The 22,388-nt window shown below is 66.7% G+C and carries 19 protein-coding genes; 12 read left to right on the top strand and 7 right to left on the bottom strand.

What is annotated here, in order from left to right; translation table 11 throughout:
- Positions 1-35 precede the first annotated feature (35 nt).
- Complete coding sequence (locus WFI54_RS01005; RefSeq protein WP_336650947.1) at positions 36-770, top strand: helix-turn-helix transcriptional regulator; 735 nt, start codon at positions 36-38, stop codon at positions 768-770.
- Here WFI54_RS01005 and WFI54_RS01000 read toward each other — a convergent pair.
- The 3 genes from WFI54_RS01000 to WFI54_RS00990 form a co-directional block, all read right to left on the bottom strand.
- Positions 756-1,166, bottom strand: a complete 411-nt coding sequence (locus tag WFI54_RS01000; RefSeq protein WP_336650946.1) for a VOC family protein — start codon at positions 1,164-1,166, stop codon at positions 756-758. The genes WFI54_RS01005 and WFI54_RS01000 overlap by 15 nt on opposite strands.
- 358 nt (positions 1,167-1,524) lie before the next feature.
- Entirely contained in the window at positions 1,525-2,211 is a 687-nt protein-coding gene (locus WFI54_RS00995) for a hypothetical protein (protein WP_336650945.1), read from the bottom strand.
- Entirely contained in the window at positions 2,208-2,849 is a 642-nt protein-coding gene (locus WFI54_RS00990; protein WP_336650944.1) for a hypothetical protein, read from the bottom strand. The genes WFI54_RS00995 and WFI54_RS00990 overlap by 4 nt, the downstream gene beginning before the upstream one ends.
- A 181-nt stretch (positions 2,850-3,030) precedes the next feature.
- On the opposite strand from WFI54_RS00990, the gene uvrA reads away from it, so the two are divergent.
- From uvrA to WFI54_RS00945, 9 genes are all read left to right on the top strand, one after another.
- Positions 3,031-5,952 carry an excinuclease ABC subunit UvrA gene (gene uvrA / locus WFI54_RS00985; protein WP_336651629.1) on the top strand — a complete coding sequence of 974 codons (2,922 nt, stop codon included), beginning with the start codon at positions 3,031-3,033 and terminating at the stop codon, positions 5,950-5,952.
- Positions 5,949-7,967, top strand: coding sequence for an excinuclease ABC subunit UvrC (uvrC, locus tag WFI54_RS00980; protein ID WP_336650943.1), 2,019 nt, complete (start codon positions 5,949-5,951; stop codon positions 7,965-7,967). The genes uvrA and uvrC overlap by 4 nt, the downstream gene beginning before the upstream one ends.
- Positions 7,964-8,842, top strand: a complete 879-nt coding sequence (gene rapZ / locus WFI54_RS00975; RefSeq protein ID WP_336650942.1) for an RNase adapter RapZ — start codon at positions 7,964-7,966, stop codon at positions 8,840-8,842. The genes uvrC and rapZ overlap by 4 nt, the downstream gene beginning before the upstream one ends.
- Before the next feature lie 55 nt (positions 8,843-8,897).
- Positions 8,898-9,878 carry a DNA-binding protein WhiA gene (gene whiA, locus WFI54_RS00970; protein ID WP_336650941.1) on the top strand — a complete coding sequence of 327 codons (981 nt, stop codon included), beginning with the start codon at positions 8,898-8,900 and terminating at the stop codon, positions 9,876-9,878.
- A 116-nt stretch (positions 9,879-9,994) separates the two neighbouring features.
- Positions 9,995-10,612, top strand: a complete 618-nt coding sequence (locus WFI54_RS00965; protein ID WP_336650940.1) for a superoxide dismutase — start codon at positions 9,995-9,997, stop codon at positions 10,610-10,612.
- Between the two features lie 12 nt (positions 10,613-10,624).
- On the top strand, positions 10,625-11,827 hold the full coding sequence (locus tag WFI54_RS00960) for a phosphoglycerate kinase (RefSeq protein WP_336650939.1): 1,203 nt from the start codon (positions 10,625-10,627) through the stop codon (positions 11,825-11,827).
- Positions 11,824-12,621, top strand: coding sequence for a triose-phosphate isomerase (gene tpiA / locus WFI54_RS00955; protein ID WP_336650938.1), 798 nt, complete (start codon positions 11,824-11,826; stop codon positions 12,619-12,621). Before WFI54_RS00960 ends, tpiA begins: the two co-directional genes overlap by 4 nt.
- Positions 12,622-12,715: 94 nt before the next feature.
- A complete protein-coding gene (gene secG, locus WFI54_RS00950) occupies positions 12,716-12,964 on the top strand; it encodes a preprotein translocase subunit SecG (RefSeq protein ID WP_336650937.1) in 249 nt (82 codons plus the stop codon).
- A gap of 84 nt (positions 12,965-13,048) precedes the next feature.
- A complete protein-coding gene (locus WFI54_RS00945) occupies positions 13,049-13,405 on the top strand; it encodes an RNA polymerase-binding protein RbpA (protein WP_336650936.1) in 357 nt (118 codons plus the stop codon).
- Between the two features lie 92 nt (positions 13,406-13,497).
- On the opposite strand, the gene WFI54_RS00940 is transcribed toward WFI54_RS00945, so the two are convergent.
- Genes WFI54_RS00940 through tkt form a run of 3 tightly spaced genes read right to left on the bottom strand, consistent with a single transcriptional unit; the run spans position 13,498 to position 18,309 of the window.
- Positions 13,498-15,084, bottom strand: coding sequence for a glucose-6-phosphate isomerase (locus tag WFI54_RS00940; RefSeq protein ID WP_336650935.1), 1,587 nt, complete (start codon positions 15,082-15,084; stop codon positions 13,498-13,500).
- Positions 15,085-15,115: 31 nt separating this feature from the next.
- On the bottom strand, positions 15,116-16,216 hold the full coding sequence (gene tal / locus WFI54_RS00935; RefSeq protein WP_336650934.1) for a transaldolase: 1,101 nt from the start codon (positions 16,214-16,216) through the stop codon (positions 15,116-15,118).
- Positions 16,213-18,309: a transketolase gene (gene tkt / locus WFI54_RS00930; RefSeq protein WP_336650933.1), complete on the bottom strand. Its 2,097-nt coding sequence runs from the start codon at positions 18,307-18,309 to the stop codon at positions 16,213-16,215. The genes tal and tkt overlap by 4 nt, the downstream gene beginning before the upstream one ends.
- A gap of 83 nt (positions 18,310-18,392) precedes the next feature.
- Here tkt and WFI54_RS00925 point away from each other — a divergent pair, with 83 nt between their 5' ends.
- Both WFI54_RS00925 and WFI54_RS00920 read left to right on the top strand, forming a co-directional pair.
- On the top strand, positions 18,393-19,331 hold the full coding sequence (locus WFI54_RS00925; protein WP_336650932.1) for a heme o synthase: 939 nt from the start codon (positions 18,393-18,395) through the stop codon (positions 19,329-19,331).
- 35 nt (positions 19,332-19,366) lie between these two features.
- Positions 19,367-21,214 carry a KAP family P-loop NTPase fold protein gene (locus tag WFI54_RS00920; RefSeq protein ID WP_336650931.1) on the top strand — a complete coding sequence of 616 codons (1,848 nt, stop codon included), beginning with the start codon at positions 19,367-19,369 and terminating at the stop codon, positions 21,212-21,214.
- A gap of 17 nt (positions 21,215-21,231) precedes the next feature.
- On the opposite strand, the gene WFI54_RS00915 is transcribed toward WFI54_RS00920, so the two are convergent.
- Entirely contained in the window at positions 21,232-22,098 is an 867-nt protein-coding gene (locus WFI54_RS00915) for a COX15/CtaA family protein (RefSeq protein WP_442918458.1), read from the bottom strand.
- Between the last annotated feature and the right edge of the window lie 290 nt (positions 22,099-22,388).

Below are 22,388 nucleotides of genomic sequence, written 5' to 3'. Positions count from 1 at the left end.
CCGCCCATCGAGCCCAGCCCCGGATCGGAGCCGCCGTGTACCGCGAAGTCGCCATCCCGAGCCTCGGCGTCCTGTGGATGGCCAGCCCGAGCGAGCACGCGACCACCATTCCGGCAGACGGCTGCGCTGACCTCATCCTGCGCGATGACGAACTGATCGTGGCCGGGCCCTCGACGCGGTGGCTCGTCGCGCAGGGGAGCAGGCAGGGCGCAACAGTGGGGCTGCGGTTCACGCCCGGCTTCGCAGGCGCGTTGTTCGGCGCCGATGTCGCCGAGGTGCGGGATCGCGTCCTTCCCGCACGGGATCTGCTCTCGGCCTCGCACTCTGATCGCGGGGAGCGAGCACTGCGCGCACCGCTCAGCTCCCGCAGCTTGCACGAAGCAGCCGGCGCGGTGGCGGGCAGCCTCGACCTCGACCCGGATATCGCTGATCTACGGTGGACCGCGATCGTCAGCTCAGCCGCAGTGCGCGGTGATCCGTTTCCTCAACTCGCCGCGCGACTCGGCTACTCGGAACGTCAACTGCGGCGACGTATGCAGCAGTCGTTCGGCTACGGCTACGCCGCTCTGCGCGGCGTGCTGCGTGCAGAGCGCGCCCGCGGCATGCTCGTGAGCGGCGCGCTTCCCGCGGAGGTCGCTCAGCGCGCGGGCTACGCCGACCAGTCGCACATGACTCGAGACTTCACACGCATCATCGGCAGCACTCCCGGAAGGCTCACGGCACCCGAGCCGCCAGGGCGGCCGGGTGACCCGACCTCAGGCGGGGTCTGAGAGGAGCGGCGCGTAGAGGTCGATCGAGTTGCCGTCAGGGTCGAGCACGGTCGCGTAGCGCTGGCCCCACGGCGTAACCCAGGGCGCGGTGTGCGCAGCCGCGGGATACTGCCCCACGAGTTCGGCGTAGGCGCGGTCGACCTCTTCGGGGCTCTCCGCCCGACAGGCGAAGCCGATCCGACCGCCACCGGGAGCGGGAAGCTCGAAATCGGGCATGAAGCTCTGGATCGTCGAGACCGGATCCCAGGCGAGCGTCATCCCTCCCGGCAACGTGGCCTCAACGTGGGGTGCCTCATCCTGGCCCGCGGGAATGTCCACCCCGAGAGCGCGGTAGAACGCGAGCGAGGCCGGCAAATCAGCGGTGACGATGGCGATGAAGTCGAATCTCAGGGTCATGGGGGAAAGCGTACGCGCCACACCGCCCGGGCCGATAGAACAAAACGGACGCTGCCGCTTGCGTGGCGCACATCAGGTGCTCAGCGACGCCATCAAGCGCAGTGAACTGTTTCACGAATCAACCCCCACACGGGCACATTAACAGGAACCGAAGCACCCAAAGGCCCACACTCCGACACCGATGAGGCGCGATAGCGGTCCACCCGCGTCATCTCATCGAACTCACGATCGATAAAGGCTGATTCCCCAGCTGCAGCGACCGCGACCACGCACCGCACCGTCGCACTATCCAATGGGCCATGCCCTGCCAGCACCGCAGTCTTCACGAGACCACTGACATTCATGACTCGGGCGGGCCTCACAACACGAGATACCCGTAGCGATCCGCGATCCTGTCGATCACACCGATGAGTTCATCCCGGCCGAGGGGGAGCAGCGCCGCAGGATGCCGGGGGAGCGCATCGGCAGCACCGGCCCAGAGCGCCACCACCCGCGCATCTGGCACGAGCGACGACGCAGACACCACGCCATCGAGCTCGGGGTATCGTTGCGCAATCGCGCGGACCCACACACGTGACCGCTCGCGATCGCCGGAAGAGATCGCGGCATTGCCGCCGGCGACAGCGATCCAATCGCTGTCGGAAAGATCGAGGAGACGCAGCGGCCGCGTCACCTCGAACGCGGCGAGCGTGGGTGAACCATCGCGCAGGCGGATCATGCGCTGCGCCTGGAACACTTCCAGCAGAGCTGCGGCAAAAGCCCCACCAAGCGCACCACCATCAGCAACGCGACCACCGCGCCCCCGTTCGAGCACCCCGTACAACACCCCCGCGCCCTCGTGCTCGCCGACAGGCAGCGGGTGGGGGTCGAAGCGCCCATCGAGCGGCCCGAAGGTGCGAAACTCATGCCACGCCACGGGGTGAGTGCCGCCGGCGCGGAAAATGCGTGCGATGAGGGTTCCTTCCGGCACGCTCAGCACCCAGCTCGGGTCGGCGTCGAGCGCGGGGAAGCGGGCCGGATCCGGTGCCGGCAGCTGCTCGCTCACGGCAGTCGGTTCAGCGCGTCATCAACGGCGGCAGCTGCAAGGGCCGGATCGCCTCCCTGCGCCAGCCACTCGAAGGGCGCAAGCTCTTCGCCGTCAACCCGCAGACGCATCGCGGGGGAGGTGAGCACCCGCTCGACAAGGGACAGCGGGGTGCCAGCCGGAATCGCGGCAGCAACCTCGGACCAGCCCGGCAGTTCGCGCCCGTCGAGAAACTGGAACGAGGGAAGGCGCCAGCCGTCGCTGCGGCGCTGGGCGAGCAGGGTGCGCGCCGCGCAGCGCTGCCGCACCCGCGCGGGGGTCACCCCGATCATCTCGGCGGCCTCGCCAACGGTGAGACTGCGCTCAGCGTGCTGTCGCTCCCAGAGCCGACTGCGCCGGCTGGCGGGCAGCGAACTGGGCTGCTGCATCTCGGCTTCAGTGACATCGAGCCGTGCGAGCACCGCGGTTTCAGCCTCGGTCAGTGTACGCACATCGGCACGCTGATGGGCCAGGATGTCGGTGAGAAGCTCTGCCGCGATGTCGATGTGATCATCTTCGAGCTGGGTGATGAGCGCGGTGAGACGGTCGCGGCCAGGCCGCGCAGTGCCTGCGCCGCGGCCCTCGCGCGGGCTCCGGGCGGGCAGCTGAGCGATCGACATGGCGTCTCCTTCTGCACATTGCATCTACTTGCGTCAATAATACGCGAAAGCCCCACGGCAGGGAAGTGCGCCAGCGGCGAGATCGACAATTTCACTCGTACACACGTTCGAATTTTCAGGCCGGTCGACATAGGATGGATCAGTGACCTCGAACAGCACCGCACCCGCACACACCAGCCAGATCCGGTCATCGGCCGCGCATGCTCAGATCAGCGTGCAGGGCGCCCGAGTGCACAATCTGCAGAATGTCGATCTCGCAATCCCACGCGACTCCATGGTCGTCTTCACCGGGCTGTCAGGCAGCGGCAAGTCGAGCCTCGCTTTCGACACGATCTTCGCCGAGGGCCAGCGCCGCTACGTCGAATCACTCAGCGCCTACGCCAGGCAGTTCCTCGGCCAGGTAGATCGCCCCGACGTCGACTTCATCGAGGGCCTGAGCCCCGCCGTCTCAATCGACCAGAAATCCACCAACCGCAACCCGCGAAGCACCGTGGGCACCATCACCGAGATCTACGATTACATGCGCCTGCTGTGGGCGCGCGTCGGCGTGCCCCACTGCGCCATCTGCGGTGAGCGCATCGAATCGCAGACCGTGCAGCAGATCGCCGACAGGCTCATGGAGCTGCCCGAACGTACCCGCTACCAGGTGCTCGCACCCGTGGTCAATAAGAAGAAGGGCGAGTTCGTCGACCTCTTCCAAGAGCTCGCCGGAGCCGGCTACTCGCGCGCTCTCGTCGACGGCGAGATGGTGCAGCTCAGCGATCCGCCCAAGCTCAAGAAGCAGATCAAGCACGACATCTCAGTGGTTGTCGACCGCCTCGTAGCCGGCCCCGAAATGCTGGGCAGGCTCACCGACTCCCTCGAAACCGCACTGCGGCTCGCAGGCGGCATCGTGGCAATCGACTTCGTCGACCTCGAAGCCACAGACTCAGAGCGCACCCGCCTGTTCTCCGAGCACCTGAGCTGCCCCAACCAGCACCCGGTCCAGCTCACCGAGATCGAACCCCGCACCTTCTCCTTCAACGCCCCCTTCGGTGCCTGCTCCGCCTGCTCCGGGCTGGGCACGAGCATGTCGGTTGACGAAGATCTCGTGCTCGGCGACCCAGAACTCTCTATCACCGACGGCGTCATCGTGCCGTGGACAAGCCAGGGCAAAAGCCTCTACCAGTATTACGAAAAGCTGCTCACCGGCCTCTCCCAAGACCTTGGCTTCTCACTCGACACCCCCTGGTCCGAGCTCGACGAAGACGTGCGCGCCGCCGTGCTCTACGGCAACAACTTCAAGGTCAATGTGCGCTGGAAGAACCGCTTCGGCCGTGAGGTGAAATACTCCAGCGGATTCGAAGGCGTCATCCCCTTCATCGAGCGCCAATACGCCGAAGCAGAGAGCGACACGAAACGCGACCGCTGGCAGGAGTTCCTGCGCGAGGTGCCCTGCCACGCCTGCCACGGCCAGCGCCTCAAGCCCGAGGTGCTCGCGGTCACCGTCAACGGAGAGTCGATCTCGGGGGTCACCGAGTTCAGCCTCACCGACGCAAAGCGCTTCTTCGACGAAGTGATCCTCACCGAGCGCGAGGCCCGCATCGCCGCTCAGGTGCTGCGCGAAATCAGGGTGCGCTTCGACTTCCTCATCGAGGTCGGCCTCGGCTACCTCACCCTGGCGCGCGCCGCGGGCACACTGTCAGGTGGTGAAGCGCAGCGGATCCGCCTCGCGACTCAGATCGGTTCCGGCCTCACCGGCGTGCTCTACGTGCTCGACGAACCCAGCATCGGCCTGCACCAGCGCGACAACCGCCGCCTCATCGAGACCCTCATCAAACTGCGCAACCTGGGCAACACCCTCATCGTTGTGGAGCACGACGAAGAAACCATCGAAGCCGCCGACTGGATCGTCGATATCGGCCCCGGCGCCGGCGTCGAGGGCGGCACCGTCGTGCACTCGGGGGAGTACCGCGAGCTGCTCGAGAATCGCGACTCCATCACCGGCGACTACCTCGCCGGCCGCCGCAGCATCGCCACCCCCAAGAAGCGTCGCAAGCGCGACCGCAACCGCGAGCTCAAAGTCGTCGGCGCACGCTCAAACAACCTGCAGAACGTCGACGCCGTCTTCCCGCTCGGTGTCATGACCGCGGTCACCGGTGTCTCGGGTTCAGGCAAGTCCACCCTCGTCAACGACATCCTCTACCGAGTGCTCGCGAATCAACTCAACGGCGCCCGTCTCGTGCCCGGCAAGCACACCCGCGTCACCGGCCTCGAACACCTCGACAAGGTGGTGCACGTCGACCAGGCACCCATCGGTCGCACCCCACGCTCCAACCCGGCCACCTACACGGGCGTGTTCGACAAGATCCGCAACCTCTTCGCAGACACCCCCGAGGCCAAGACCCGCGGCTATCTGCCCGGCCGGTTCAGCTTCAACGTCAAGGGCGGCCGCTGCGAAGCCTGCTCGGGCGACGGCACCCTGAAGATCGAGATGAACTTCCTGCCCGATGTCTACGTGGCCTGTGAGGCCTGCGGCGGCAAGCGCTACAACCGCGAGACGCTGCAGGTGCGCTACAAGGGCAAGAACATCTCCGAGGTGCTCGAGATGCCGATCGCCGAGGCTGAAGAGTTCTTCCGCCCCATCTCGTCGATCCACCGCTACATGAAGACGCTTGTCGATGTGGGCCTCGGCTACGTGCGCCTCGGCCAAAGCGCCACCACCCTCAGCGGCGGCGAAGCGCAGCGCGTCAAGCTCGCCACCGAGCTGCAGAAGCGCTCCAACGGTCGCAGCATCTACGTGCTCGATGAGCCCACCACGGGTCTCCACTTCGAAGACGTGCGCAAGCTGTTGCTCGTGCTGAACGGTCTCGTCGATAAGGGCAACACCGTCATCACGATCGAGCACAACCTCGATGTGATCCGCAGCGCCGACTGGGTGATCGATCTCGGCCCCGAGGGCGGATCGGGTGGCGGCACGATCCTGGCCACAGGCACCCCCGAGCAACTTGCCAAGCATCCCGAAAGCCACACCGGCCGCTTCCTCGCCGAGGTGCTCGACGGTTGGGCGGCGAAGTCTGCACGCGCGCTCGAAGCGACAGCCGCGGCGAAGGCCTCCGCTTGATCGAGCCCCTCGACAACCGCGCCGCGTTTCGGCCAGCCCAGGGCGAAATTCCCACGAGCCCTGGCGTCTACCGCTTCAGCGATAAGCACGGACGCGTGCTCTATATCGGCAAGGCGAAGAACCTGCGCGCGCGGCTCTCCAACTATTTCCAGCCGCTGCACTCGCTGATGCCGCGCACCCGCACCATGCTGTCACTTGCGGCGAAGGTTGACTGGACCGTTGTCGCCACCGATACCGAGTCGCTCGTGCTCGAGCACACCTGGATCACCGAGTTCAAGCCGCCGTTCAACGTACAGTTCAAAGACGACAAGACCTACCCCTATCTCGCGGTCACACTGCGCGAAGAGGCACCACGGCTCATCATCACCCGCAATGAGCGGATCCGGGGCGCCCGTTACTTCGGCCCCTACCCGAAAGTGTGGGCGCTGCGCGAAACCACGCAGCTGCTGCAGCGAGCCTTCCCGATCCGCACCTGCAACGACGCCGACTACAAACGCGCCATGCAGAGCGGCCGGCCCTGCCTCGCCGGCCAGATCGGCCGCTGCCACGGCCCCTGCTCCCACCTCATCACCATCGAAGCGCACCGCGAACGCGTGAACGAGCTCGTAGCCTTCCTCGCCGGCGGCGACACCCGGCATCTGCGGGCACTGCAGCGCGCCATGCGCGAGGCGGCGGCCGAGCAGCGCTACGAAGACGCAGCCCGAATGCGGGATCAGGCGCAGGCCGTCGAGCACGTCATGGAGAAGAACGCCGTCGTGCTCGGCACCGGGTCGAAGTTCGATGTGAATCTCGACGTGTTCGGATTGCGCAGCGACGAACTCGCCGCTGCCGCGCACCAGTTCATCATTCGTGAGGGACGGATTCGTGGCGAACGCAGCTGGATTGTGGACGTCGAACTCGACGATTCGCCGGCAACGCTGCTGGAACAGGTGATCCAGTCCGCCTACGACGGCGAGCGAGAGCCACCGCCCGAGATTCTCGTGCCGCTGCTGCCCGAGAACACTCCCGCGCTCGAAGAGGCTCTGAGCGCTCAGCGGCCGCGCCGCGGGCGCGTGCACTTGCGGGTGCCCGAGCGGGGTGACAAGGCGCAGCTCATGGATCGCGCCGTGCTGAACGCTGGGGAGAACCTCATCAGGCACAAGCTCAAGCGGGCGGCGGATCTCACGGCGCGCACCGACGCCCTCGCCGAACTGCAGCAGGCCCTCGGCATGGAGGAGGCCCCCCTGCGCATCGAGTGCATCGACGTGTCGCACCTGCAGGGCACAGGTGTTGTCGCATCGCTGGTGGTCTTCGAAGATGGGTTGCCCGCGAAGGGTGCCTACCGCAAGTACCGCATCGAGCAGACTCGCGACGACACCGACTCGATCCACCAGGTCGTCTCGCGCCGCGCCGCGCAGCTCAACGCCGCACGCGAAGCCGGGGAGCAGCCCAGCGGCGTCTACCGCGACCGCCCCCAGCTGCTCATCGTCGACGGGGGCGAACCCCAGGTGCGGGCTGCGGCCCGCGCGCTCGACGCCGCAGGAATCACCGACGTAGCACTGTGCGGCATCGCGAAGCGTCTCGAAGAAATCTGGCTGCCGAACGATCCTTTCCCCGTGATCCTTCCCCGCACGAGCGAGGCACTGTTTCTCGTGCAGCGCATCCGCGACGAAGCCCACCGCTTCGCCATCACCTTCCAGCGCCAACGCCGCAGTTCCTCCATCGCGAGCCGTCTCTCCGAGATTCCAGGGCTCGGCCCCAAACGCGTGCAGGGCCTGCTCAAACACTTCGGTTCCGTTGCCAGGCTGCGCGCCGCCTCCCACGACGAACTCGCTTCGGCCCCCGGTCTGGGGCCGAAGCTCGCCGAGCAGATCCTCACCCACCTCGCCGCTTCAGACAGCTCAACCCCCGAGCCGGCCCCCGACCCCGGAGGCGCAGAACCGGGCACAGCCGCTACGGCTAAACTTGAGGCACCGAACATCGAGGCATCAGCAGGCGACCCCCAGGGGGCGCCAGACGAGGGGAACACGGCGTGAACGAGCAGGTATCCGGGCAGGAAATCCTCATCGTCACGGGCATGTCCGGGGCCGGGCGCAGCACGGTCGCGAACACGCTCGAAGACCTGGGCTGGTACGTCGTCGACAACTTGCCCCTCTCGATGCTGAAAACCCTCGCCGACATGGCCGACCGCTCAGGCGGGGCGCTGCCGCGCATCGTCGCCGTGGTCGATGTGCGCGGTCGCGACCTCTTCGCCGAAATCCAAGATGTCATCGACGAACTGCGCTCCTCGGCGACCGTGCGCGTCGTGTTCCTCGACGCCACCGATGAAATCCTCGTGCGGCGTTACGAGTCGGTGCGCCGCCCGCACCCGCTGCAGGGGGAGGCCGGCAGCCTGCTCGAAGGGATCCGCCTCGAACGTGAGCGCCTGCAGGAACTGCGCGCCTCAAGCGACGTGGTGATCGACACCTCCCGTTACAACGTGCACGATCTCTCAACAGCCACCCGCGATCTCTTCTCCGACGACAACACGCCCGGCCTGCAACTCTCCGTGCTGAGCTTCGGCTTCAAGTACGGTGCCCCTACCGACGTCGACCTCATGGTCGACATGCGCTTCCTGCCCAACCCCTTCTGGATCCCTGAGCTGCGCCCACTCACCGGCGTCGATCCTGAGGTGAAGGACTACGTGCTGAGCCGCGACGGAGCCGACGAATTCCTCGACAACTACGTCGCAGCACTCACCCCGGTTCTCGCTGGTTTCCAGCGGGAGAACAAGCGACACGCCTCACTCGCGGTAGGGTGTACCGGCGGCAAGCACCGCTCGGTCGCGACGGCCCGCGAGCTCGCCGACCGCCTCGCCGGCCTGCCGGGCGTAAGCGTCAGCCTGCGCCACCGCGACCTCGGCCGCGAGTAGCCCGCGCGCCGCAGCGCCCCCTCTTCAACCCTCATTCTCCGAAAGGATCCGATTCGTGCTGTCTACTCCCGAGGTGAAGAGCGAACTCGTACGGTTCCCGGTGCAGCGCACCGGCGAACGCGTCGCCGAAGTCGCCACGATTCTGCGTCTCGCGGGCGGCCTCCACACGATCTCGGGTCGTATCGCGCTTGAGGCAGAACTCCACACCCCGCAGATCGTGCAGCGGGTACGCAAAGATCTCGCCGAACTCTACGGCGTGCGTTCGGAGGCCAAGCAGCTACCCCCCTCGAGCACCAGGCCCGGCGCTCCGCAGTTCCTCGTTCGCGTGCTCGACGGCGAAACGCTTGCACGCCAGCTCGGCCTGCTCGATCAGCGACGCCGCCAGATCCGCGGCCTGCCGAACCGCCTCACGACGGGAGCGCAGGCCGAACTCGCAGCACTCTGGCGCGGCGCCTTCCTCGCACGCGGAGGCATCACCGCACCGGGCCGATCCGCCGCTCTCGAAATCGTGTGCCCCACCAGCGAGGTCACCATGGCTCTCGTGGGCGCTGCCAGCCGCATCGGCATCGACGCAAAGAGCCGCGAGATCCGCGGTCAGAACAAGGTTATGATCCGCGACAGCGAGGCGATCGGCGAGATGCTCGGCGCAATGGGCGCCCAGCAGGCTCGCACCGCATGGGACGAACTGCGCCGTGCCCGCGAAACCCGCGCAACCGCGAACCGTCTCGTCAACTTCGACGACGCCAACCTGCGACGCTCGGCACAGGCCTCCGTCGCGGCGTGCGCGCGCGTCGAGCGGGCGCTCGAAATTCTCGGCGACGGCGTTCCCGAGCACCTGCTCTACGCAGGTCAGCTGCGCCTCGCGCACCGCGAAGCCAGCCTCGACGACCTCGGCACCCGCGCCGATCCACCGCTCACCAAAGATGCCGTCGCCGGCCGCATCCGACGCCTCCTCGCAATGGCCGACAAAGAGGCCGAAGCCCGAGGCATCCCCGGCACCGAGGCAAGCCTGCCGGAAGAGCTCGACTCGATGTGACCGCCGCGCCTCGGCGCGTCAACCCCCCTCGGGCTGGAAACGATTCTCCGCCTTTCCCAACGCCGGAGCCCTAGACTTGAACTGTCAACTGTCGAACGCAGAGATTGGAGCGCCTCATGGCCGCCTATTCACTCCCCGAGCTTCCCTACGATTACGCCGCGCTCGAGCCGCACATCAGCGGCAAGATCATGCAGTTGCACCATGACAAGCACCACCAGGCTTACGTGACCGGTGCCAACACCGCGCTCGAGCAGCTTGCCGAAGCCCGCGACGCCGAGAACCTCGCCGCGGTCAACAAGCTCGAGAAAGATCTCGCCTTCAACCTGGGTGGCCACGTCAACCACACCATCTTCTGGAACAACCTCTCGCCCGAAGGCGGGGAGCGCCCCGAGGGCGAGCTCGCCGCAGCAATCGACGAGTACTTCGGCTCCTTCGAGAAGTTCCAGGCCCACTTCACGGCAACCGCGCTCGGCGTGCAGGGCTCCGGTTGGGCAGTGCTCGCGTGGGATGCGCTGGGTCAGCGCCCCAACATCGTGCAACTCTTCGACCAGCAGGGCAACCTGCCCGCAGGCACCGTGCCGCTGCTGATGCTCGATGTTTGGGAGCACGCCTACTACCTCGACTACCTCAACGTGCGCGCTGACTACGTGAAGGCGTTCTGGAACATCGCCAACTGGCAGGATGTGGCTCGCCGCTTCGAAACCGCCCGCTCGCAGACCCCCGGCCTGATCTGAGCTCCGCCCGACATGCGCACCATTGAATCACTGGGAGACCTGCGTTCCCGCACCGTCATTGTCCGCTGCGATCTGAACGTTCCGCTGTCCGACGGCGTCATCACCGATGACGGCCGGATTCGCGCCTCGCTCACCACGATCCGCGAACTCCGCGATGCGGGCGCGAAGGTCGTCCTCATCAGCCACCTGGGCCGACCGAAGGGCGAACCAGAAGCCCGCTACTCGCTGAAGCCCGTGGCGGTGCGCATGTCGGAGCTGCTCGGCGCCCCCGTCGAGTTCGTCAACGAGACCGTCGGTGCCGAGGCATCGGCGGCGGTTGCAGCGCTCACCGACGGTGACGTCGTACTGCTCGAAAACCTGCGCTTCAACGCGGGGGAGACCAGCAAGGACGATGCCGAACGGCGCGCCTTTGCCGAGCAGATCGCCGAGTTCGGCGACGCCTTCATCTCCGACGGCTTCGGCGTTGTGCACCGCCGCCAGGCGAGCGTGACCGACCTCGCCGAACTGCTGCCCAGCGCGGCCGGCCGCCTCGTCGCGGCCGAGCTTGAGGTGCTGCAGCGCCTCACCGTCGACCCTGCGCGCCCCTACACGGTGGTACTCGGCGGATCGAAGGTCTCCGACAAGCTCGGCGTCATCGCACACCTCCTCGAGCGCGTCGACACCCTGCTCATCGGCGGCGGCATGCTGTTCACCTTCCTCGCAGCCCAGGGCCACGCCGTCGCGGCGAGCCTGCTCGAGCAGGATCAGCTCGACACCGTGCGCGGCTATCTTGCCGAGGCTGAGAAGCGCGGTGTGCGCATCGTGCTGCCGAGCGACGTCGTCGTGGCCGAGGCCTTCGCGGCCGACGCCGCTCACGAGGTTGTGCCCGCCGACGCCATCGAGTCGTCGAGCTTCGGCGAGGCCGGAATCGGCCTCGACATCGGTCCCGATTCTGCCGCGGCATTCGCGAAGGTCATTGCAGAATCCGCGACGGTCTTCTGGAACGGTCCGATGGGCGTGTTCGAGATGGAGGCATTCGCTGCGGGCACCCGTGCCGTGGCGAAGGCGCTCACCGAAACCGACGGCTTCACCGTTGTTGGAGGCGGCGACTCGGCGGCCGCGGTGCGTGCTCTCGGATTCTCCGACGATCAGTTCGGCCACATCTCGACGGGCGGCGGCGCAAGCCTCGAGTTCCTCGAGGGCAAGCCCCTTCCCGGATTGGAGGTGCTCGCGTGACCGCGAACGCTCAGCGCACCCCGCTCATTGCAGGGAACTGGAAGATGAACCTCGATCATCTCCAGGCCATCGCTCTCGTGCAGAAGGTGTCGTGGGCGCTCAAAGACGTCAAGCACGACTACGCCAGCACCGAAGTGGCTGTCTTCCCGCCCTTCACCGATCTTCGTTCGGTGCAGACCCTTGTCGCGGCCGATAAGCTATCGCTCGTGCTCGGGGCTCAGGATGTGTCACCTCACGAGGCCGGCGCCTACACCGGCGACGTCTCGGCCCAGATGCTCCGCAAGCTTGAGGTGCAGTACGTGCTCGTGGGCCATTCGGAGCGCCGCCACGGCCACGGCGAAGGTGACCAGCTCGTCGGGCAGAAGGCTCTTGCCGCCCACCGCGCCGGCATGGTGCCGATGATCTGCGTCGGCGAAACCGCCGAAGATCTCGACCAGCACGGCGCGGCGGCGATCCCGCTGGCGCAGCTTGCAGCAGCACTCGCTCCGCTTCCTCGTGACGCCGAGTTCGTGATCGCCTATGAGCCTGTGTGGGCGATCGGCAGCGGTCAGGCCGCCACGCCGGAGCAGGCTCAGGAGGTGGCGAAGGCCATTCGCGATTCACTTCGCGAACTGCGGGGCGAGGAGATCGCCGACACCACTCGCGTGCTCTACGGCGGCTCGGTGTCGAGCCAGAACGTTGCAAGCTTCCTGCGCCAGCCCGACGTCGACGGCGCGCTCGTCGGCGGGGCCAGCCTGAAGTCAGACGAGTTCACCCGCATCATCCAGTTCAAGAAGCACGTCACCGGTTCCTGAGCCTGGGGCCGGGTGCGACGCGCCCGGCCCCAGCTCACGATCGGTATACTAGACGTTGGCCTCCCGCGCCCTCAACCATTGAAAGGTGACCTGCGTGCTCATCCTCAAGATCGCTCTGATCGTCATCCTGGTGATCACGAGCCTGCTGCTCACCCTGTTCATCCTGCTGCACAAGGGCCGCGGCGGAGGTCTTTCCGACATGTTCGGCGGCGGCGTCACCTCGAGCCTCGGCTCCTCGGGCGTCGCTGAGCGCAACCTCAACCGCATCACCATCGTCGTATCGCTGGTGTGGGTCGCGTCGATCGTTGGTCTTGGGCTGCTTGCCCGTTTCTCGGTGGTCTGATCCTCCGATTCCAGCCAGTGCCGGCGTCTCACTGCGAGACCGTCGCGCCACGATCTTCGCAGTTCAGTAGCAGAAAGGTATCCATTGCCAGGCAGTAACGCCATTCGCGGCGCCCGTGTCGGATCCGGCCCCATGGGGGAGAAGGACCACGGAGCACGCGCCGAACGTGTTCAGATCTCCTACTGGGATGCGCTCGGAAACGAGACGATCCGCTATTTCGCGGCCGACGTCTCCCTCGACGAAATCCCCGAGCAGATCGATTCGCCCACGACAGGCCTTCCGGCCGGCCGTGACCGCGAGAACCCGCCGCAGCTCCTCAAGAACGAGCCGTACAAGACGCACCTCGCATATGTGAAGGAGCGTCGCACCCCCGAGGAGGCCGACGAACTGCTCGAGGCTGCGCTGCAGAAGCTGCGCGCGCGTCGCGGCACCGCCAAGTAGGTGTAGCGGTTCAAACCCTGTTCACCGAAAAAGCCCCGATCCACACGGATCGGGGCTTTTCTCGTAGCTGTAAGGAGCCGTGAGCTGCACACTCAGAGCGCGGCGAGCAGCGCGTCGATCACTGATCGATCGCCCGCGGCGAGCGTCATCGCGATGACCGGCCGCCCCCGCTCTGCAAGCACCTCTCTGTCGCCGCGCGCCTGAGCCGCGATGAGCACCCCAAAGCCTTTAGAACCGGGGATCGGCACCTCGGGGGTCCCAGTGTCGCCGATCTGCAGAAATGCACCGAGCGCAGGCCCGCCCTTGTGGAGCTGGCCCACGGAGTGCAGGTAGCTCGGGCCGAAGCCCAGAGCGACAGGCACACGGAGATGCGAGGCGAGGCGGTCTCGCAGCTCGGCGAGCGCCGCCGCGATCACGCCTTGCGGGTCAACGTAGGCTTGGATCGCAAGGTAGCCACCGGGCGGCACCGACTCACGCAGTCGGTTCAGGATCTCCGCGGTCGGCGGCGCAGCCGGTGCCGGCGACGTCGAGCTGCCAGCCTCAGCGAGCGCTGCCCGAGCCGCCACCTTCGCAGCCTCGACGTCGGGCTGGTCGAAGGGGTCGATGCCCATCAGCCTGCCAAGCAGCGCGGTGGCCGTCTCCCACAAGAGCAGCTGAGCACCGAGCGGCGCGGAAACCACGACCCCCCTGTCGACGGCGGGGGCGGCATCGGGGGAGCCGGGGTGCTCTGCGCCGTCAGACACCTGCACAACCACGGCTTGCTGAGGCACCTCACTGAACTCGGGTGCGTCGAGGCGCAGCGCAATCGGCAGCACCCCGTGCCCCTCCTTGCCCGTCGACTCGGCGACGAGCTGCTCGATCCAGCTGCCGAGCCCCCACCGCGCGTTCGCGGCCTCGCCCACCAGCAATACAAAACGCTGGGGCAAACCCGCCGCGATCGCCGAGGCAAGCTGCAGCGCAGGATTCGAAACGTCGTCGCGAGCCAGCGTGGAGCGCACCGCCTGCGCCTCATCAACGAGACGCCGCACGTCGACACCGGCGAGCCCAGAGGGCACCAGGCCGAAAGCCGTTAGCGCCGAAAAGCGTCCACCGACCTCAGGGTCGGCGGTAAAGACCCGGCGCCCAGCAGCGCGGGACTCCTCATCAAGAGGTGAACCGGGGTCGGTGACGATCACCACCCGCGAAGCCGGGTCGATTCCCGCCTCACGGAAGGCCTGCTCGAACGTCGCAAGATGACTGCGGGTTTCAATCGTGCTGCCCGACTTGGAACTCACGATGACAGCCGTGCGGACAAGGTCACCGCCGAGCGCACGCGAAACCACCGCCGGGTGGGTGGAGTCAATCATGGTGAGCTCGACACCAGCCCAACGGGCAAGCACGGCAGGTGCGAGGCTGGATCCGCCCATACCGCACAGCACAAAGCGGTCAACGCCGTCACCCGCGAACTCATCGCGCAACGCCTCGATCCGAGGGATCAACAGCTCCGCATCCGGCGCGAAATCCGTCCACCCCAACCTAATCGCAGCCTCAGCCTCGGCCTCGCCGCCCCACAGGCCAGCATCATGCGCAAACAGCCGGCTCGCCGCGCGATCCCGCACCAGCGCATCGACGAGCTCGCCTGCTCGGCTACCATTCGCGTGTGCGACGTCGGCTCCGAACGCAATCTCGATCTCACCCATGCTGTGCACCTCTTTCAAAGCCGCGCGATTCCTACGCCTGCAACGCCTGCGCCACAGTGCCGCAGAGGTCATCCCAGGAGGCTTCGAACTTCTGCAGCCCCTCCAGTTCGAGCTTCTCGGTCACTTCGGCGTAGTCGATGCCCAGCGCGTCGATCGCGTTGAGCAGCTGATTCGATTCCAGGTATTCAGAGGTGATGGTCTCGCCGCGCACCTCACCGTGGTCGGCGAACGCCCGCAGCGTCGCCTCCGGCATTGTGTTGACAGTCTGCGGGGCAGTGAGTTCTTCGACGTAGAGGGTGTCGCGCAGCGACGGATCCTTCACCCCGGTCGACGCCCACAACGGCCGCTGCACATTCGCCCCGAGATCGAGCAGCAGACGCGCCCGCTCCGTGGTGAAGGTCTGCTCGAACACCTCGTAGGCGAGGCGCGCGTTCGCGACACCCGCCTGGCCGGTGAGGGCCCGTGCCTCTGCCGTGCCCACAGCGTGCAGCCGGGCATCGATCTCGGTGTCGACCCGCGACACGAAGAACGACGCCACCGAGTGGATGGCTGACAGATCATGGCCCGCAGCACGCGCCTGCTCAAGCCCGGTGAGGTAGGCGTTGATGACCTGACGGTAACGCTGCAGACTGAAAATGAGGGTCACGTTCACGCTGATCCCGGCGGCGACGGTCTCGGTGATGGCTTCGAGGCCCTCGACAGTCGCCGGAATCTTGATCATCGCGTTGGGGCGGTCAACCTTCGCCCACAGCTCGCGCGCCTGCGCTACGGTGCCCGCGGTATCGCAAGCGAGGCCAGGCTCGACCTCGATCGACACCCTGCCGTCGCGACCATTCGACTCGGCGTATACCTCGGCGAACACGTCGCAGGCGTCGGCCACATCGGCTGTGGTGAGTTCGACAATGGTGGCCGCGACGTCGAGGCCGCGTGCGGCGCACGCCGCGATCCGCTCACGGTAGCCGATGCCGCCACCGATCGCGCCCGCGAAGATCGTAGGGTTGGTGGTCACCCCGACGACGTCGTGGCTCGCGATCAACGCCCGCAGCTCACCGCTCTCAAGACGCGAACGCGAGAGATCGTCGAGCCAGATGCTAACACCGGCTCGGCTGAGGGCGCGGGTCGACTCGCTCATCGCGCCACCTCGGCGAGGCTCTCCTTCGCCGCTTCAACGACGGCCTCGGTGGTGATGCCGAACTCGCGGAACAGGGTCTCGTAATCGGCGGATGCGCCGAACTGCTCGATCGACACCGAACGGCCGCGATCGCCCACGTAGCGCTCCCAGCCGAGCGCGAGGCCTGCTTCGACACTGACGCGCGCGGGCACCGACGCCGGCAGCACGCTCTCGCGGTACTCGGCGCTCTGCTCGGCGAACCACTCCAGGCAAGGTGCGCTGACCACTCGCGCGCCGATGCCCTCGGCGGCAAGCCGCTGCCGGGCCTCAACGGCCAGCTGCACCTCGGAGCCCGTAGCGATGAGCAGCACGTCCACCGACCCAGTAGGGGAGTCGGCAAGCACGTAGGCACCGCGACGCACACCCTCGGCGGCTGCCTCGGGCGTTGCGAACTCGCCGCCACGGGGCAGCACGGGCACGTTCTGGCGGGTGAGTGCGAGGCCGGTCGGGCCGGCGTGGCGGCTCAGCACCTCGTGCCAGGCGATCGCGGTCTCGTTCGCGTCGGCCGGGCGCACCATCGCAAGGTTCGGGATCGCACGCAGCGATGCGAGGTGCTCGATGGGCTGGTGGGTGGGGCCATCCTCGCCGAGAGCGATGGAGTCGTGGGTCCACACGAAGATGCTCGGCACGTTCATGAGCGCCGCGAGCCGCACTGCGGGGCGCATGTAGTCGGCGAACTGCAGGAAGGTGCCGCCGTAGCTGCGGGTCTTGCCGTGCAGTTGGATGCCGTTGAGGATCGCCGCCATCGCGTGCTCGCGGATGCCGAAGTGCAGCACGCGGCCGTAGGGGTTGCCCTGCCATGACGAGGTGGAACGGCGGCTCGGCACGAATGAGGGCGCACCGGGGATCGTGGTGTTGTTGGAACCGGCAAGATCGGCGGATCCGCCCCACAGCTCGGGCATGATCGGTCCGAGCGCGGCGAGCACCTTGCCGCTCGCGGAACGCGTTGCGATGCTCTCACCGGGCTCGAAGACCGGCAGCGCTTCGAGGGCACCCTCGGGCAGTTCAGCGGCTTCGAGCCTGTCCAGCAGTGCCTTGCGCTCGGGGTTGGCCGCCGCCCACGCGTCGAAGGAGCGCTGCCACTCGGCGCGCTTCTCGGCACCGCGATCCACTGCCTTGCGCGTGTGCGCAATCACCTCGGGGGCGACCGCGAAGTGCTGCTCGGGATCGAAGCCGAGCGCCCGCTTCAGGCCCGCAAGCTCTTCACCCCCGAGCTTCGAACCGTGGATGCCGCCCGTGTTCTGCTTGCCGGGGGAGGGCCAGCCGATGATGGTCTTCAGGATAATGAGGCTCGGCTTGCCAGTCTCGGCCTTCGCGGCGTCGATTGCGGCGTGCAGTTCGGCGAGATCTTCGACGTATTCGCCCGTCTTCTTCCAGTCGACCTCGATGACCTGCCAACCGTAGGACTCGTAGCGCTGGGCTACGTCTTCCGAGAACGAAATGTCGGTGTCGTCTTCGATCGAGATCTGGTTGGAGTCGTAGATGGCAATCAGGTTGCCGAGCTCCTGGTGGCCGGCGAGGCTCGAAGCCTCGGCGGTCACGCCCTCCTGCAGATCGCCGTCACCGGCGACGACGTAGACGAAGTGGTCGAAGGGGCTCGTGCCGGGAGCAGCCTCAGGGTCGAAGAGACCGCGCTCGTAGCGGGCCGCATAGGCGAAGCCCACGGCCGAGGCAAGGCCCTGGCCGAGCGGGCCCGTGGTGATCTCGACACCAGCCGTGTGGCCGTACTCAGGATGGCCGGGGGTCTTCGAACCCCAGGTGCGCAGTGCCTCGAGATCTTCGAGTTCAAGCCCGTAGCCGCCCATGTAGAGCTGCACGTACTGGGTGAGCGAGGAGTGCCCCACCGAGAGGATGAAGCGGTCGCGACCGAGCCAGTCGGCGTCGCTCGGATCGTGGCGCATCACCCGCTGGTGCAGCAGATAGGCGAGAGGCGCCAGGCTGATAGCGGTGCCGGGGTGGCCGTTGCCCACCTTCTCGACAGCGTCAGCCGCCAGCACTCGCGCGGTGTTCACCGCGAGATCGTCGAGCTCGTCCCACTGCAGTTCGTTTCCCAAGAGTCACCTTTCGACGGGAAGAATCCGAGCGCGTTCGCGCATACCTCAGCAATCCTACGGCAGGCGGGGTACCATAGGGGGTGATGTCCACCGAGATCTCAGCCCAGTCGCAGACCGCCGCGCGAACCGAGCAGCCCCGCCGCTCCTTCGGTCGCGTCGTCAAGAACTACGTCGCACTCACGAAGCCGCGCGTCATGGAACTGCTGCTGGTGGTGACGGTGCCCGCCATGATTCTGGCCGAGCAGGGGCTGCCCAATCTCTGGCTGGTACTCGCGACCCTGATCGGCGGCGCGATGAGCGCCGGATCGGCTGGTGCCTTCAACTGCTACATCGACCGTGAGGCCGACCGCCTCATGCAGCGCACCAAGAACCGCCCGCTCGTCACCGGCGAGATCTCCGACCGCAACGCGCTCGTGTTTGCCTGGGTGCTCGGCGTGGTGTCGATCGCTTGGCTGTGGGCGACCACCAACTGGCTGGCTGCCGTGCTGGGTGCTGCCGCGATCTTCACCTATGTGGTCGTCTACACGATGTGGCTCAAGGGTCGCAGCGAGCAGAACATCATCTGGGGCGGCATCGCCGGCTGCTTCCCGGTGCTGATCGGCTGGGCTGCGGTGACAGGGTCGCTCGACTGGCCGGCCTGGGTGTTCTTTGCCATCATCTTCCTCTGGACCCCGGCGCACTACTGGCCGCTGTCGATGCGCTACCGCGACGACTATGCTGCGGCCGGCGTTCCCATGCTCGGCGTGGTGCGCGGCCGCGTCACCGTCGGCTTGCAGGTGATTCTCTACACCTGGGCCACGGTCGCTTCGAGCCTGCTGCTCATCCCGGCACCTGGCATCGGCTGGCTGTACACGATTGTGGCGCTGGTCTCAGGCGGCTACTTCATCTTGCAGGCGCACAGACTCTACGGCAGCGCGATCCGAGGCCAGGAGGGCAAGCCGATGCAGGTCTTCCACGGCTCGATCACCTACCTCTCGGTGCTCTCACTCGCGATTGCACTCGATCCGCTGCTGCCCTTCTGATTGCCGGGACATACAAAGCGCTATGCTTACCCAATGTGAGCAACACCCGTAACCCGAGTCGAGGACTGTCCGACCAGCCGCGAGCACGCGACCAGCTCGGACTCACCCCCTACATCGATGGCATCGCCGACTTCATCCGCGGCTGCAGTACACCGCTGACCCTCGCGATCCAAGGCGACTGGGGATCCGGCAAGACCAACACGATGCTGCTCATCGAGCAGGCCCTCGAACCGACCGCCCGCCTCTCCGAGGTGCGCAGCAATGAAGCCCGCGAGGCTCTGCAGAAGCCGCCTGAGATCGACCGACCTCCGCTCTACACCGTCAGCTTCAACACCTGGCAGTACGCGCAATTCAACCTCGACAGCATGCTCGCCGTCGCCATGCCGCGGGCACTCGTGACCGAACTCGAGAAGACCTCACCTCCGAGCGACGCGATGACGAAGACCAAGGCGAAGCTCGTGCAGCTCGCTCGGTTCAGCGTCAACACCGCGGCGAACGTCGTCTCCAACCTGACCTTCGGCAGCGGCGTCGGCGAGATCCTGCCGACCAGGCAAGACCCCCAGCACGCGGGCGACCCGCTGCTCGCACTCGAAATGCTCGGCGAGCTGCGCGAGAACCTCGCAGAGCTCGTGCGCAGCGCCGTCGCGCACCGCGACGGGCCCGGCCGCGTGGTGATCTTCATCGACGATCTCGACAGACTCAACCCGCTGCGGGCCGTCGAACTCATGGAGACCCTGAAGCTCTTCCTCGACCTGGAGCACTGCGTCTTCGTGCTGGCGATCGACTTCGACGTGGTAGCCCAGGGCGTGAGCGACAAGTACGGGGCGGACAAGCTCGGGGCGAAGAAAGCGCGATCGTTCTTCGACAAGATCATCCAGGTGCCCTTCCACATGCCGATCGAGAACTACCGCACCGACGAACTCCTCGACGACACCTACGCCAGCGCCGGCATCGAGCTCAGCCCCGAGCAGAAGCGTCACTTCAAAGCCCTCGTGCAGTCGTCGGTGAGCAACAACCCGCGTTCCATCAAGCGCCTCATGAACACCTTCATGCTGCTGCGCGGCATCCTCGGCACCGATGAGAACCACGAGCGACTCTTCGCGGTGCTCTGCCTGCAGATCGCCTACCCCAACCTCTACAACGACCTGCACTCCGACGCCTTCTCGGACGCCCTCTCACGCGTCTTCGAGCAGGAGAAGGGCACCACAGCTCTCACCGGCGCTCTCGAAGACGAGCTCGAGATGGACGCCGGATCGGTGGAGGCCACCCTGCGGCTCTGGGGCCTCTGGTCGATCGCCGAACGCCGCGCGATGCAGCACTTCGCGACCTGCTTCCGCACGGTCTTCCTGAACCAGGACGGCCGCTTCGACCGTACCGCTTTCGACCGCACCGTCAGCCTCTCGGCGATCACCGGCGTCGGCAAGCAGGCCTCCGAGGCCGGGACAGACGACTATGTCTGGGGGCACAAGTTCTACCGTGCCGAGGAGCGACGGACCGAGTGGCGCGACCGCTTCGGCCAGGAGCCGAAACTGGCCGACACCTACCGGCTCGCGGAGCGCTTCGTCAGCGCACTGTCGGAGGTGCCGCTTCCCTCGGAGGTCTCGCTGCGCGTCGGCATGCAGGTCGGCAACACCCGCAACTGGACGATCGAGTGCTCCGGCAAGCGGGTGGGCGTCATGCACGTGCACCAGAAGTTCTTCCACGTCTACTTCGGTCCGCGCCCCTGGATGGAGTGGCTGACGGAGGAGGTGCGCGACGCCAACGGCGTCAACGACTTCTGCATGAAGCGGATCGAGTCGGACGAGCAGGTGGACCGGCTCGCCGAGCTGTGGAAGACCCTCTTCACCGAGCGCATCGACCTTGAATCGTCGCTCGAGCTCTGAGCACCCCGCGGGGAGCGCTACGCCGACACGGGCCGCTTGAGCCGCAGCACCACAACGGTCATCGAGGCGGCCGTGAGCGAGGCGAGCACCATGTGCACACCCACCGCGAGAGGCGGCAAACCGTTGCGCGCCTGATACACACCCACCAGGATCTGCACCAGCAGCACCCCCAGCAGCGCAAGGGTCCACGCCCGGGGCCGCAACCGCTGCACCGTTGACCAGATCACCAGCGCCACGGTGAGAGCCAGAGCCGCATAGCCCGGCCAGGCATGCACATGCGCAAGCACCGAGGCGTCGAAGCCGTCGCGCACGACCCGTTCATCGCCCGAGTGCGGGCCTGCTCCCGTGGTGAGCACGCCCACAAAGATGCTGATCGCCATGACGAAGGTGGTGATGTGGGTGAGGATCGCGAACGGCCTTGGCACTGCCAGCTCGCGGGGCAGCGGCGACTCGTACATGCGCACGAGGTAGGCCGCGGTAAGGCACACGAGCAACAGCGACACAACGTAGTGGAAGCCTACGAGGTTGGCGTTCAAGTGCAGCCACACGATAACGCCGCCCACCACAGCCTGCAGCAGCACGAGGCCGAGCACCAGCGTCGACAGCACGGCAAGATCGCGGCGCAAACGCAACTTGCGGTACATCCGCCAGCTCAGCACCACCACGAGCACGGAGAAGAGGAGGATCGGGCCGCTGATCGTGCGGTTGCCGAACTCGATCAGGCCGTGGATGCCCATTTCAGGGGTAGGGGTGAGCGACTCCGGAGTGCAGAGCGGCCACTCGCTACAGCCGAGGCCCGATCCCGTCAGGCGCACCGCGCCTCCTGTGCCGATGATCAACACGTTGAGCACGAACGAGGCCCAGGCTGAAAAGCGCAGCAGCAACGACGGTCGGGCGGTGCCTCCGACAACGCCGAACTCCTTCCCGCGTGACCCGGATGCGGAATTGGCGATCGAACTGCTCGGGGTGGACAACGAAGCTCCTCTCGGGTGCTTCCCGCGCGCGGGTTCGCCGTGGGCGAGTCCCCGCCCATTTCAGGCCGAAACCTGTAGAATGGGAAGCTGTGGTTGCGTACGGCGAGCCGTGGTCAGGTGCTCTGCACCGGATCGGCTCCGTCCGAAGCCCAGACTACTGCACCGCTGCAGAGCCAGACCTGTGCGCTCGATTCGTTTCG

It is taken from the genome of Leucobacter sp. MMO-125 (genome assembly GCF_037148395.1).
Classification (GTDB): domain Bacteria; phylum Actinomycetota; class Actinomycetes; order Actinomycetales; family Microbacteriaceae; genus Leucobacter.
This window is presented reverse-complemented; position numbering and strand designations above follow the sequence as displayed.